At 69.7% G+C, this 12110-nt stretch carries 11 protein-coding genes and 1 tRNA gene; 4 read left to right on the forward strand and 8 right to left on the reverse strand.

The genetic code is table 11. The features are described 5' to 3' along the window. Nucleotides 1-291 precede the first annotated feature (291 nt). The 3 genes from EYW49_RS06725 to vsr all read left to right on the forward strand — a co-directional run bounded on the left by EYW49_RS06725 (nucleotide 292) and on the right by vsr (nucleotide 2743). Entirely contained in the window at nucleotides 292-777 is a 486-nt protein-coding gene (locus EYW49_RS06725) for a GtrA family protein (protein WP_407695463.1), read from the forward strand. A 305-nt stretch (nucleotides 778-1082) separates the two neighbouring features. After that, nucleotides 1083-2255, forward strand: coding sequence for a DNA cytosine methyltransferase (locus EYW49_RS06730; RefSeq protein WP_131307507.1), 1173 nt, complete (start codon nucleotides 1083-1085; stop codon nucleotides 2253-2255). 5 nt (nucleotides 2256-2260) lie between these two features. Continuing rightward, a complete protein-coding gene (gene vsr, locus EYW49_RS06735) occupies nucleotides 2261-2743 on the forward strand; it encodes a DNA mismatch endonuclease Vsr (RefSeq protein ID WP_131307509.1) in 483 nt (160 codons plus the stop codon). On the opposite strand, the gene EYW49_RS06740 is transcribed toward vsr, so the two are convergent. The 3 genes from EYW49_RS06740 to EYW49_RS06750 all read right to left on the reverse strand — a co-directional run bounded on the left by EYW49_RS06740 (nucleotide 2701) and on the right by EYW49_RS06750 (nucleotide 4050). Then, a complete protein-coding gene (locus EYW49_RS06740; RefSeq protein ID WP_131307511.1) occupies nucleotides 2701-3066 on the reverse strand; it encodes a hypothetical protein in 366 nt (121 codons plus the stop codon). The two genes, vsr and EYW49_RS06740, sit on opposite strands and share 43 nt — an antisense overlap. Nucleotides 3067-3419: 353 nt before the next feature. Beyond that, nucleotides 3420-3495 (reverse strand) — tRNA-Ala (locus tag EYW49_RS06745). A 177-nt stretch (nucleotides 3496-3672) separates the two neighbouring features. After that, on the reverse strand, nucleotides 3673-4050 hold the full coding sequence (locus EYW49_RS06750; protein ID WP_131307512.1) for a TIGR02300 family protein: 378 nt from the start codon (nucleotides 4048-4050) through the stop codon (nucleotides 3673-3675). A 228-nt stretch (nucleotides 4051-4278) separates the two neighbouring features. On the opposite strand from EYW49_RS06750, the gene aroA reads away from it, so the two are divergent. Then, the gene (gene aroA, locus EYW49_RS06755) at nucleotides 4279-5622 is read left to right on the forward strand and encodes a 3-phosphoshikimate 1-carboxyvinyltransferase (RefSeq protein WP_131307514.1); all 1344 of its coding nucleotides are present in this window, start codon (nucleotides 4279-4281) and stop codon (nucleotides 5620-5622) included. A 118-nt stretch (nucleotides 5623-5740) separates the two neighbouring features. Here the strand turns inward: aroA and dnaN are convergent, their stop codons facing one another. The 5 genes from dnaN to EYW49_RS06780 form a co-directional block, all read right to left on the reverse strand. Beyond that, a complete protein-coding gene (gene dnaN, locus EYW49_RS06760; protein WP_131307516.1) occupies nucleotides 5741-6889 on the reverse strand; it encodes a DNA polymerase III subunit beta in 1149 nt (382 codons plus the stop codon). 166 nt (nucleotides 6890-7055) lie between these two features. Beyond that, nucleotides 7056-7724: a 3'-5' exonuclease gene (locus EYW49_RS06765; protein WP_131307518.1), complete on the reverse strand. Its 669-nt coding sequence runs from the start codon at nucleotides 7722-7724 to the stop codon at nucleotides 7056-7058. A 25-nt stretch (nucleotides 7725-7749) separates the two neighbouring features. Then, nucleotides 7750-9564, reverse strand: coding sequence for a putative nucleotidyltransferase substrate binding domain-containing protein (locus EYW49_RS06770; RefSeq protein WP_131307520.1), 1815 nt, complete (start codon nucleotides 9562-9564; stop codon nucleotides 7750-7752). Between the two features lie 237 nt (nucleotides 9565-9801). Beyond that, complete coding sequence (locus EYW49_RS06775) at nucleotides 9802-11517, reverse strand: cation acetate symporter (RefSeq protein WP_131307521.1); 1716 nt, start codon at nucleotides 11515-11517, stop codon at nucleotides 9802-9804. After that, nucleotides 11517-11819 carry a DUF485 domain-containing protein gene (locus EYW49_RS06780; RefSeq protein ID WP_206365406.1) on the reverse strand — a complete coding sequence of 101 codons (303 nt, stop codon included), beginning with the start codon at nucleotides 11817-11819 and terminating at the stop codon, nucleotides 11517-11519. Before EYW49_RS06780 ends, EYW49_RS06775 begins: the two co-directional genes overlap by 1 nt. Nucleotides 11820-12110: the final 291 nt, after the last annotated feature.

Consider the following 12110-nt stretch of genomic DNA (forward strand, 5'->3'; position numbering starts at 1 on the left):
GGCGCAGCGGGCGCGGCGTCGGCCGGCGGGCGGCGGGCGGGGCGCGAGGCATCGGGGGGGCGGCGGGAGCGATCCATGCGCGACTGTTCGCCGATCGCGCGGGCGCGGTCAACTGCGCGTGCGGGGATGCCGAATCTCTTCCGCCCGTCACAGCTTCGCCCTAGTGTGGTGGCTCCTGCCCCGCGGTGGGGCGAAAGCCGCGCGACGACCGCTCGTTCGATCCGGCCCGGTGATCGGGATCCCGCGTCACGCCCTCCCCACCCCATGCACCCCGCCGCTCGAGGCTCCTCGATGTTCGAATTCCGCCGCAACCTGTCGCCGCTGCTCGCCGCCCGTCTGGAGCGCGTCGCCCGCTTCGCGATGACCGGCGGCATCGGCTTCGTCGTCGATGTCGGCCTGTTGTCCTTCCTCACCGTGGTCTTCGACGTGAACCCCTATGTGGCGCGGGTGTTCGCGATCCTGGTGGCCATGACCACCACCTGGGTGATCAACCGCCGCTACACGTTCAAGGTCCACGACCGGGTCACCGAGACCCGCGACGTGGTCGCCGAGGGCGGGCGCTACGGGCTGGTGGCGGTGGCCGCGGCGCTGGTCAACTACGCGGTCTATGCCGCGACGCTCTATTCGCTGCCCGAATACATCCTCGGCACCGACGATCTGTCGCCGCCGCTCGCCGCGGTGGTCGGATCGGGCGTGGCGATGTTCTTCTCCTATTACGGTTACTCGCGCTTCGCCTTCCGCGCCGGCGCCGTGACCGCGACCCGCGATCCCGCCTGAGCCGGTCGGCACGGGAAATCTCGAAACCGGCCTCCTCACCGTCGTTTCGGCACCGTCCCCACCGTCGTCCTCGGCGAGCCCGAAGGGCGAGGGAAGAGGACCCACGGTTCCTCGGGAGACGCCGGAGGCTCACGAGCATGTTTCCTCGATCCCCTTCCCCTCCGCCGGCTGACGCCGGCTCCGGCCGGGGATGACGGCCGAGGGTCGGTCGGGGTCGAGGGCGCCCCCGCCTGAGCCCGTTCGACGCATGCCTTGACGCCCCGCGCCGCACCCTCGAGGATCGGCGGCGAATCGGGAGCGGAGACATGCGCATCGCCGGACTGTTCGCCGGGATCGGCGGCCTCGAGCGGGGGCTGGCGGAAGCCGGCCACGAGGCTCGCGCCTTCGCGGAAGTGTGGGCGCCGGCGGCGGCGGTGCTCGCCCGGCGCTTTGCCGACGTCCCCAACCTCGGCGACGTGCGCGAGGTTGCGGCACTGCCCGCCCACGACCTGCTCACCGCCGGCTTTCCCTGCCAGGACCTCAGCCAGGCCGGACGCACCGCCGGCATCGGCGGCGCCAAGTCGGGGCTGGTCGATCACGTCTTCCGCCTGACCGACGCCGGCCGCCCGGCCCATGTGCTGCTTGAGAACGTCTCGTTCATGCTCAGCCTCGACCGCGGCGCGGCGATGGCCCGGCTGGTCGCGGCCTTCGAGGAGCGCGGCTATCGCTGGGCCTACCGGATCGTCGATACGCAGGCCTTCCTGCCGCAGCGGCGGCGGCGGGTGTTCTTCCTGGCCAGTCGCAGCCTCGATCCGGCCGAGGTGCTGTTCGCCGACGCGGTCGAGCCACCGGCCGAGCGGCCGGGCGATCTCGCGGGGCGAGCCCACGGCTTCTATTGGACCGAGGGCATCCGCGGCCTCGGCTGGGGCATCGACTGCATTCCGACGCTGAAGAACGGCTCGACCATCGGCATTCCCTCGCCGCCGGCGATCCTGCGGCCGGACGGCACGGTGGTGACCCCGGACATCCGCGACGCCGAGCGGCTGCAGGGCTTTCCCGCCGACTGGACCGCCCCGGCGACCGCGACGTCCCCGGCGGCACGCCTGCGCTGGACGCTGGTCGGCAACGCCGTCAGCGTGCCGGTGGCGGCGTGGATCGGCGCGCGGCTGGAGCGGCCGGGCGCCCACGACGCGACCCGCGACCGGCCCTTCGACGGCGACGGCCGTTGGCCACCGGCGGCGCGCTCGATCGGCACCGGCGCTGCGGTCCGGCGGGTCGCGGTGGAGATCTCGCAGTGGCCCGGGCATCACCCGCGGGCGCCCCTCGACGCCTTCCTGGAGCACCCCGGCAAACCGTTGTCGCTGCGCGCCACCTCGGGCTTCCTGGAGCGCCTGGGGCGCACCCGCCTGCGCCTGCCGCCGGGCTTCGCCGATCGCATCGCCGATCACCTCGCCCGGATGCGCGGCCTCGCCGAGGCCCCCGCCGCCGCCGCGGAGTGAGCGCCATGGCGCCGCCGATCCCTCGCCCCGTCGCCCCGTCGCCCGAGCGCTCGCGCCTGCTCGGCCGGGTGCGCCAACGCGGTACGGCGCCGGAAGAAGCGGTGGCCGCGGCGCTGCGGGCGGCCGGGCTCGCCTATCGCCGCAACGTGCGGGCGCTGCCGGGCTCGCCCGACTTCGCCAATCGGCAGCGCGGCTTCGCGATCTTCGTCAACGGCTGTTTCTGGCACGCCCACCGCGGCTGCCGCCGGGCGACCGTGCCGAAGAACAATCGGGACTTCTGGGTCGCCAAGTTCGCCGCCAACCGCCGCCGCGACGCCGCCGCGATCCGAGCCCTGCGTCGCCTGGGGTTCCGGGTCCTGGTGATCTGGGAATGCGAGGTCGCGACCTGCGGCCCGCGGCTCGGGCGACTGGCGTCGCGTCTACCGAAGGCCGGCGCCCGCCGCAGTCAGCGGAAGCCCCAGCCGCGATTGGGAATCTCGTCGCAGTAGCCCCAGTCGCCGGAGATCCGCCGGGTGCCGATGTCATAGATCACGAAACGCCCCCAGGCGTAGCTGCCGCCGCGCGGGCGCACACAGGGGTGATCGCTGCGCGGTTGGGTCCAGAGGCCGGTGGCGGTGCCTTCCGGCCCCACCCGGCCGCGGATCACGCCCTCCTGCTTGGGATAATGGCCGGACACCTCGCCGTCGCCGCGCAGCGAATAATAGAGCACGCCGCAGCAGCTCGAATCGACCGCGAAGTCGCGCGCCGCGGCTTCGCCGGCGACGACGGTGGCGGCCGCGATCAGGCCCGCCCGCATCCATGTGGCGATCATCGTCTGTCCTCCCTCGACCCGTCGGATCCCGACGGTCTCGTGCTCTGCGGCACGATCGCGGCTCGCCGGGGCCGCGCCGAGGCGCCGACGCCCGGCGATCCGCGCCGATGATGCGTCGTCTCGGGGGCGATTCCCAGTTGGCCGCTCGGCGGAGACGACGCGGCGAATCGCCGTCGTCCGCGTCAGCTGCCGCGGCGATCGGGTGGGCCGGGCGACGGGATCGGGTGACGTCGCGGCGACGATGACCGAGGCGCGACCTCCAACCTCGGAAGAGTGGCGATGTCTTCGGGGAAGCCCAGAAACGACGAAGCCGCCCGAAGGCGGCTCGCGTGACTCGTCGGTCAGAGGAGAGATGGTGGAGCCAATCGGAATCGAACCGACGACCTCTTGAATGCCATTCAAGCGCTCTCCCAACTGAGCTATGGCCCCACGCTGCTCTCACCGGAGGTTTGGGTTCCCCCGGCCGACGGCGGCGAGACTTAAGGCCTCCTCGCCGTTCGATCAAGCCCCTTTCTGTCGACACCGTCTTTTTTCCGAGCCGGCGAAAGGAGATGTGGAAAACTTCTCGTTCGCGCGGCCGAATTCGGTCGCGCGAATCGGCGCCTTTCAGCGCTCTTCGTCCTCGCCGGCGACATCGATGTCGATGCCGTCGATGTCCTCGTCGTCGTCTTCCGGCTCGAGGAAGGTGTCGTCGTCGGGGACCTCGATGTCGGCGATCTCCTCGTCCTCGATCTCCGGCACTTCCTCGCCGCCGGCCACTTCGGCATCGGCCTCTTCGAGGGAGACGAAATCGACGGCGGGGGCTTCTTCGACCTCGACCTCGTCCTCTTCCACCGGCGCCACCGCCTTGGCCCGCAGCTGCACGGCCGCAGCCGTGAAGGCGGTGCCGCACTTGGGGCACAGGATCGGATCACGATCGAGATCGTAGTACTTGGTGCCACAGTTCGGGCAGAGGCGTTTGGTGCCGAGTTCGGGTTTCACCACGGAGCGTCTCGCGAAGATGAGGAAAACGGTGTTCCCCTCTAGTCCGAAGCGGAGCCTCTGTCAAAACCGAATCGGCATCGATCGCAAGACGATCCACGGACCGGCGCAACGACGCCACGCTTCGACCCTCGCGCCGCCGGTCGCGTCGCCCGAGATGACGGCCGCCGCGCATCCGTGATAGGAGAGGCGCCTCGCTCGTCCCCGCCCCCTCGTCGGTCCGGATCCGTCATGGCGCACGCCCTCCCGCCTTCCCCGCTCGCCGCCCGCGCCGGCCGTCCGCTCGTCGGCCGGATCCGCGTGCCCGGCGACAAGTCGATCTCCCATCGTTCGCTGATGTTCGGCGCCGTCACCGTCGGCGAGACGCGAATCGACGGCCTGCTCGAGGCCGAGGACGTGCTCGGCACCGCGACCGCGATGCGGGCGCTCGGCGCGACCGTGACCCGCGACGGCGACGGGCGCTGGCGCGTCACGGGCCTCGGAGTCGGCGGCCTGTTGGAGCCCGAGGGCGTACTCGACTTCGGCAATGCCGGTACCGGCTCGCGCCTGGCGATGGGCCTGATCGGCGGTCATGCCGTCGCCGCGACCTTCGTCGGCGACGCCTCGCTGTCGCGCCGGCCGATGGGGCGGGTGCTCGATCCCTTGCGCCAGATGGGGGTGGCGGTGATCGCCCGGGCCGGCGACCGCCTGCCCTTGACCCTGAAGGGGCCGCAGACGGCCTTGCCGATCACCTACCGGGTGCCGATGCCCTCGGCGCAGGTCAAGTCGGCGGTGCTGCTGGCGGGCCTGAACGCGCCCGGCGTGACCACGGTGATCGAGCCGGTCGCCACCCGCGACCATACCGAACGCATGCTGCTCGGCTTCGGCGCCGACCTCACGGTCGAGATCGGCGCGGCCGGCGAACGCATCATCCGTCTGACCGGCCGGCCCGAGCTGAAGCCGCAGACCATCGTGGTGCCGGGCGATCCGTCGTCGGCGGCCTTCGCGGTGGTCGCCGGGCTGATCGTGCCGGGCTCCGACGTGACCATCGAGAACGTCCTGCTCAATCCCTTGCGCACCGGCCTGTTCACCACCCTGATCGAAATGGGCGCGGACCTGACCATCGAGAACCCCCGCCGCTCGGGCGGCGAGGAAGTCGGCGACGTGCGCGTCCGGGCCTCGCGCCTGACCGGCGTGGTGGTGCCGCCGGAGCGGGCGCCGAGCATGATCGACGAATATCCGATCCTCGCCGTGGCCGCCGCCTTCGCGCAGGGGCCGACGGTGATGGAAGGGCTCGAGGAGTTGCGCGTCAAGGAGAGCGACCGGCTCGCCGCGGTGGCGCGGGGGCTGGCCGCCAACGGCGTCGAGGCCCGCGAGGGCGAATCGAGCCTGACGGTCCTGGGCCGCGGCACGGGGCCGATCGGTGGCGGCACGGTGGTCACCGACCTCGACCATCGCATCGCCATGGCCTTCCTGGTGCTGGGACTGGCCGCCGACCGGCCGGTGACCATCGACGACTCCGCGGTGATGGCGACCTCGTTCCCGTCGTTCCGGAGTCTGATGGAAGGGCTGGGCGGGGAGTTCGCCGACGCCTGACGCGGACGCGGCGCCGCCCGGCGTCGTGACGCGCAAAAGCTTCCGGATTCCGGTCGAGCGGCGGAGTTGGTCGGTGATCGGCGGCCGCGCCCACCCCGAAGGGCGGCGCGGCGGCGCCTCAGACGCGCATCGGCATCAGCACATAGAGCGCGTTGGTCTGGCCGAGATCGTGGATCAGCGTCGGCGAGCCGGAATCGGCGAGGCGGAACACCGCCGTCTCGGTCTCGAGCTGCGAGGCGATGTCGAGCAGGTAGCGGCTGTTGAATCCGATGTCGAGCGTGTCGTCGTCGTACTCGACCGCCAGTTCCTCGCTCGCCGAGCCGCTGTCGGGGTTGGTCACCGACAGGATCAGCCGGCCGTCGCCGACCGTCAGCTTGACCGCCCGGCCGCGCTCCGAGGAGATCGTCGAGACGCGGTCGACGGCGGTGGCGAAGTCGCGGCAGTCGACCTTCAGTTCCTTGTCGTTGCCCTGCGGGATGACGCGGCCATAGTCCGGGAAGGTGCCGTCGATCAGCTTCGAGGTCAGCACGATTCCGGCCGAGGCGTCGTCGCGCTCGGCGGCGGGGGCGAAGGTCAGGCGGATCTTGCTGTCGGAGAGCTCGACCCGGACCACCGCGCCGGGGTCCTCGACCAGCTTCTGGATCTCGCCGACGGTCTTGCGCGGCACGATCACGCCGGGCATGCCCTCGGATCCGTGCGGCGCCACCACCTCGGCCTGGGCGAGGCGGTGCCCGTCGGTGGCGACGGCGCGGAAGCGCAGGTCGCCGCCGACCTCGACGGTGTGGAAGAAGATGCCGTTGAGATAGTAGCGCGTCTCCTCGGTGGAGATGGCGAACCAGGTGCGGTCGACCAGGCGCTTCAGATCGGCGGCGGGCAGCGTGAAGCTGTGGCTGAAGGTCCCGGCGGTGAGATCGGGGAAGTCCGATTCGGGCAGGATCTGCAGCGCGAACTTCGAACGGCCGGAACGGATGTCGAGCGTCGCACCGTCGGGACGGGTGGCGAGTTCCACCTGGGCGCCGTCGGGCAGCTTGCGCACGATGTCGTGGATCATGTGGGCCGGCACCGTGGTGGCGCCCGGCTCTTCGACCATCGCCGGCACCGATTCGGAGATCTCGATGTCGAGATCGGTGGCCTTGAGCTTGAGCTCGCCGCCTTCGGCCCGAATCAGCACGTTGGAAAGGATCGGAATGGTGTTGCGCCGTTCCACGACCCGATGCACATGGGCCAGGGACTTGACGAGTTGCGCCCGCTCGACTGTCACTCTCATCGATCTTTTCCGAAGGCTGTTCACGTTGGGGCGCCGCTGTATACGCGACGGCCCAGACTTGCGGAAGGTCACCTGGACCGGGGCAGAAGACCTTGGCCTCTCCGGCGATCGGACGCAAGTCCCGCTTTCGACCACACGTGCTTTTCCTCGGGTCTCGCGGCCCCGCTCAGTGGGCGATGCCGGAGGAGGCGTCGTGGGTGACCTCGCGGGGAATGGTGTGGCCGGCGGCGGCCATCGCGTCGAGCAGCACGTACATCTCGGCGGCGGTCAGCGCGTCGTTGAAGGCGTCGTGCAGCGGCAACTGGCGCAGGCCCAGATCGCGGGAAATGGCGGCGAAGGTCAGGTCTATCTGCGTGCCGGGCGGCGCGCCGCGATACTTCAGATCGTAGTACAGGCTCGACACTTCGATCCGCCGGTTGGGCAGGCCGAAACCGTAGGCCGCGCGGACGGAACGATCGAGCATCGTCACGTCGTAGTCGATCCAGTAGCCGACCAGCGGCCGGCCGCCGACGAAGTCGAGGAACTCCGGCAGCACCTCGGCCATCGGCCGGCCGGCCTCGACGTCGACGGCGCGCAGCTGGTGGACGCGGATAGCGTCGGCGCGCATCGCCGCTTCCGGGCGCACCACCGCCTCGAAGGCGGAGGAGGTGACGATGCGGTTGGCAGCGATGCGAATCGCCGCGATCGAGATGACGTCGTCCTTGCGGGTGTCGAAGCCGGTGGTCTCGCAGTCGACCGACACCACCTCGCCCGACGGGTGCTCTTCGAACATCGACGCCCAGCGCGGGTCCTTCAGACGCCAACGGTCGAGGCGGCGGCGCAGCCATCGGTGCATCGGGACTCTTCTCCTCCGGCGGGCCTCAGAACATGCCGAGCTTGTAGTGGTTGCGGACGATGTCGCGGAAGCGCTTGACCACCCGCAGGGCGTCGCGCAGCAGGTCGCGGTCGAGGGTCGAGAGATCGGACAGGCGGACCAGGCTCTCGCCCTCGGTGGTGCCGGCGAGATGGGCGCGGATCTGCGACTTCAGCCGCAAACCGACGAACCAGCCGAAGGCCCCTTCCAATTCGCGGGCGAAGGCCTCGTCGAAGAATCCCTGTTCGCGCAGCCGCTCGATGCGGTCGACCGTGCCGGTCTCCGACAGGCTCTTCTCGATCGCCAGCGACCGGATGCCGTGGACGATCGGGAAGATCCCCGATTTCTTGATGTCGATCGGCTCTTCGCGACCGACCGTCGCCAGGATCGTGCCGAACACCCCGCCGGGACCGGGGAACTGGTCGATCGCCTGGGCGAAATGGGCGAGCGCCGCGGTCTCCCCGGCCATCAGGTCGATGAATTCCGCCTTGGCGCGGGCGAGCAGCTCCGGGTTGCCGGCGACCGACACCGCGTCGAAGAAGATGCCGAGATGCATCGGGCTCTCGGCGTCGGGCATCCGGACCCAGCGGCGCAGCTGGGCGACGAAGTCGTCGACCGGCTGCGACCAGATCGGATTGGACACCATCACGTTGCCCGGGCAGGGCGGGAAGCCGAAGCCGGCGAGCGCCCCCTGGAACTCGCGGCGGAACCGCTCGAGATCGGCCGCCGGTACCGGCCCGGCCAGCAGCAGCCCGTTGTCCTGGTCGGTGCGGATGGTCTGTTCGCCGCGGCCTTCCGAGCCCATGACGATCAGGCAGCCGCTCGACCGGATCGACTCCGGGGCGATCATCGCGAACAGCTTGGCGAACAGGTGGCGGTTGAGATCGGAGGTGATCGCGGCGATGTCGCGCACCCGCACCCCCTGACGATGCAGGCGCTCGACCTGGGACTGGATGTCGGCCGCTGCGGCGGTGAGATCGTCGAGCCCGCGCGCCCGGTCGATCCGCCCGGGGATCAGCTGCGAATTGCCGGCGAACAATCCGAGGATGTCGATGTCCTCGAGGATGCCGCTCGGCTCGCCGTCGCGGGTCACCATCAGCCGGCGCTTGTTGTGACGGGTCATGGCGATCAGCGCGTCGAAGACGAAGTCCTGCTCGTCGACCGCGACGATCTCGTAATGGGCGACGTCGCGCACCGCCATGTCGAGCGGCTTGGCGTCGAGGATCACCGCCTTGGCGAGGTTCATGCCGGTGACGATACCGACCCGCTCGCCGTCGTGCACGAACAGCGCGTTGGAATCGACCTCGGCCATGCGCCGGCCGGCCTCGCGGATGGTCGCCGCGGCCGAGATGAACGAGGGCGGGCGCAGACGCGCCTCGGCGATGCGGGCGCGCAGCACGCCGTCGATGCCCTGCCCGTGGTCGGCGCGGGCCACTTCGGCGAGCTTGCGCGACAGATCGGAATAGAAGAACGCCGCGAAACCCGGGTTCTTGTGCATCAGCGCGAGCAGTGTGGCGCGCGGGATCAGATAGGTCAGCGTCTCTTCGACCGCGACATAGCGGGCGCCGGCGCCGCCGTGGACCACCGCGCGGCTGCCGAAGGCCTCCTTGGGGCCGAGCACTGCGACGGCATGGCCGTCGTCGTCGAGCTCCTCGACCTGACCCTTGAGGACGACGTGGAAATGCTCGGACGCCGCGCCGCGCTCCAGGATCACTTCGGCCGCGCGGAAATAGCCGATGTCGAGGGCGGCGACGAGTTCGGCGGCTTCCGCCTCGCCGAGGCGATCGAAGGGCGGGCTGCGGGTATCGAAGGATCTCGGCATGGCGGCACCCGGTTCGGCGATCGTCCGGCTCGGACGCCCCGGTGGGATCGGTCGGCGGCGGGTCTCGCGTCGGACGCGGACCGCGCGCGGGGAGACGGCGGGAAGGACGGCCCGGCGGCGGTCGGTGGGCCGACGCGGGCCCCGATGGACGAACGGCCGGACGGCTCACGACGGAGCGGCCCGGCCGATCGAGGCAGGAGACGCGGCGGGCGGGCCGCCGCGTCCGATCGAGGTCGCTCAGTGCGCGGACGCACCCGAGGCGCCGATGCCGGTCTGGCAGCGGATGTACTGGGCCTCGAAGCCGTCCTTGTCGACCTGCGCGCGGGCCGAGTTGTCGAGCAGCGAGAAGATCCAGATGCCGATGAAGGCGATCGGCATCGAGAAGATCGCGACGTTGTCGTAGGGGAACGGGTTGGAGCCCTTGGCGTTGCCGAGCACCGCCACCCACACCGTCGGACCCATCACCACCATGGCCACGGCGGCGATCAGGCCGATGAAGCCGCCGATGAAGGCGCCGCGGGTGGTCATGCCCTTCCAGTAGATCGACATCAGCAGGACCGGGAAGTTGCACGACGCCGCGATGGCGAAGGCGAGACCGACCATGTAGGCGACGTTCTGGTTCTCGAAGGCGATGCCGAGGCCGACGGCGAGGATGCCGAGGCCGACGGAGGCGATCTTCGAGACGCGCATCTCGTCGATCTCGTTGACCCGGCCGCGGCGGAACACCGAGGCGTAGAGGTCGTGGCTGATCGCCGAGGCGCCGGCCAGCGCCAGACCCGAGACCACCGCGAGGATGGTGGCGAAGGCGATCGCGGCGATGAAGCCGAGGAAGTATTCGCCGCCGACCGCGTTGGCCAGATGCATGACCGCCATGTTGGAGCCGCCGCGGATGGCCGTGATCACGTCCTTGCCGGCCGCCACCAGCGACTGGTCGAGGAACGGATTGTCGGCCGGGGAGGCGGTGTTGCCGGCGATCAGGGCGATCGCGCCGAAGCCCATGATGAAGGTCAGGATGTAGAAGTAGCCGATGAAGCCGGTGGCGTAGAACACCGACTTACGCGCCGCCTTGGCGTCCTTCACGGTGAAGAAGCGCATCAGAATGTGCGGCAGACCGGCGGTTCCGAACATCAGCGCCATGCCGAGAGAGATCGCCGAGACCGGATCGGTGACCAGCGAACCCGGCCCCATGATCGCCACGTGCTTGGGATGGATCTCGACGGCGCGCTTGAACAACGCCTCCGGCGAGAAGCCGTACTGCAGCATGACCATGAAGGCCATGAACGAGGCGCCGCCGAGCAGCAGGCAGGCCTTGATGATCTGCACCCAGGTGGTGGCGGTCATCCCGCCGAAGGTGACGTAGACGATCATCAGCACGCCGACGATCAACACCGCCCAGAGGTAGGGCAGGCCGAACAGGATCTGGATCAGCTTGCCGGCGCCGACCATCTGCGCGATCAGATAGAAGGCCACCGTGACCAGCGAGCCGCAGGCCGCCAGCGTCCGGATCGGGGTCTGGGCGAAGCGGAACGAGGCGACGTCGGCGAAGGTGAACTTGCCGAGGTTGCGGAGCTGTTCGGCGACCAGGAAGGTGACGATCGGCCAGCCGACCAGCCAGCCCACCGAGAAGATCAGACCGTCGTAGCCGGAGCCGTAGACCAGGCCGGTGATGCCGAGGAAGGACGCCGCCGACATGTAGTCGCCGGCGATGGCCAGACCGTTCTGACCGGCGGTGATGCCGCCGCCGGCGGTGTAGAAGGACGCCGCCGACTTGGTGCGCTTGGCGGCCCAGTAGGTGATGCCCAGCGTGATGCCGACGAAGATCACGAACATGATGATCGCCGGGAAGTTGGTGGCTTGGCGCTTGATGTCCGAGGCGTCGACACCGGCCGCGAAGGCGAGCGTCGGGAGGGCGGTGACCACCGCCGTGGTGAGGAGGGTGAGAATACGGCTCATCACTTCATCTCCTCGACGATCTCTTTGGTCAGGGTGTCGAACTCGGCGTTCGCCTTGGTGACGTAGATGCCGGTCAGCACGAAGGCGGCGAGGATCACGCCGATGCCGAGCGGAACACCGAGGGTCATCAGGTTCGCGCCGAGCGGCGTCGCCAGCAGGCTCTTGTCGAAAGCGACGAGAATAATGAAGCCGTAATAGATCACCAGGATGGCGATCGTCAGGGTCAGGGCGAGGCTGTTGCGCTTCCTGACCAACTCGGCGAATTTCGGATTGGCTCTCACTTGTGAAATGACGGTACTCACCTGCATTCCTCCCCTGAACGTTCTGCAAAATGGGTCGGGTCCCGGCGCACGATCGACACGGCGCCGCAGTGCGGTCACTCGAAGTGTCCGCACCACGGTCGGCTCGTCTCTTCGCGTCGTGTGCCGGTCTCCCCCCAGACACGAGCGGGTTCGCTCTCCCGAAGCGAACCGCGATGGCAGAAATGTGCCCCGGACCGGAAGGCCGCGATAGCCCGCCCTTCGTATAGCTACTTAAGACGCAGGGATTGAACCACAATTTGTCTGTGCTGCACTGCAGCTGAAACTCTATTG

The sequence above is a fragment of the Siculibacillus lacustris genome (genome assembly GCF_004328075.1).
Lineage (GTDB): Bacteria > Pseudomonadota > Alphaproteobacteria > Rhizobiales > Ancalomicrobiaceae > Siculibacillus > Siculibacillus lacustris.

Coding starts and splice junctions, on each gene's coding strand:
- EYW49_RS06725 (WP_407695463.1), top strand. CDS start 292: ATGTTCGAATTCCGCCGCAACCTGTCGCCGCTGCTCGCCGCCCGTCTG.
- EYW49_RS06730 (WP_131307507.1), top strand. CDS start 1,083: ATGCGCATCGCCGGACTGTTCGCCGGGATCGGCGGCCTCGAGCGGGGG.
- vsr (WP_131307509.1), top strand. CDS start 2,261: ATGGCGCCGCCGATCCCTCGCCCCGTCGCCCCGTCGCCCGAGCGCTCG.
- EYW49_RS06740 (WP_131307511.1), bottom strand. CDS start 3,066: ATGATCGCCACATGGATGCGGGCGGGCCTGATCGCGGCCGCCACCGTC.
- aroA (WP_131307514.1), top strand. CDS start 4,279: ATGGCGCACGCCCTCCCGCCTTCCCCGCTCGCCGCCCGCGCCGGCCGT.
- dnaN (WP_131307516.1), bottom strand. CDS start 6,889: ATGAGAGTGACAGTCGAGCGGGCGCAACTCGTCAAGTCCCTGGCCCAT.
- EYW49_RS06765 (WP_131307518.1), bottom strand. CDS start 7,724: ATGCACCGATGGCTGCGCCGCCGCCTCGACCGTTGGCGTCTGAAGGAC.
- EYW49_RS06770 (WP_131307520.1), bottom strand. CDS start 9,564: ATGCCGAGATCCTTCGATACCCGCAGCCCGCCCTTCGATCGCCTCGGC.
- EYW49_RS06775 (WP_131307521.1), bottom strand. CDS start 11,517: ATGAGCCGTATTCTCACCCTCCTCACCACGGCGGTGGTCACCGCCCTC.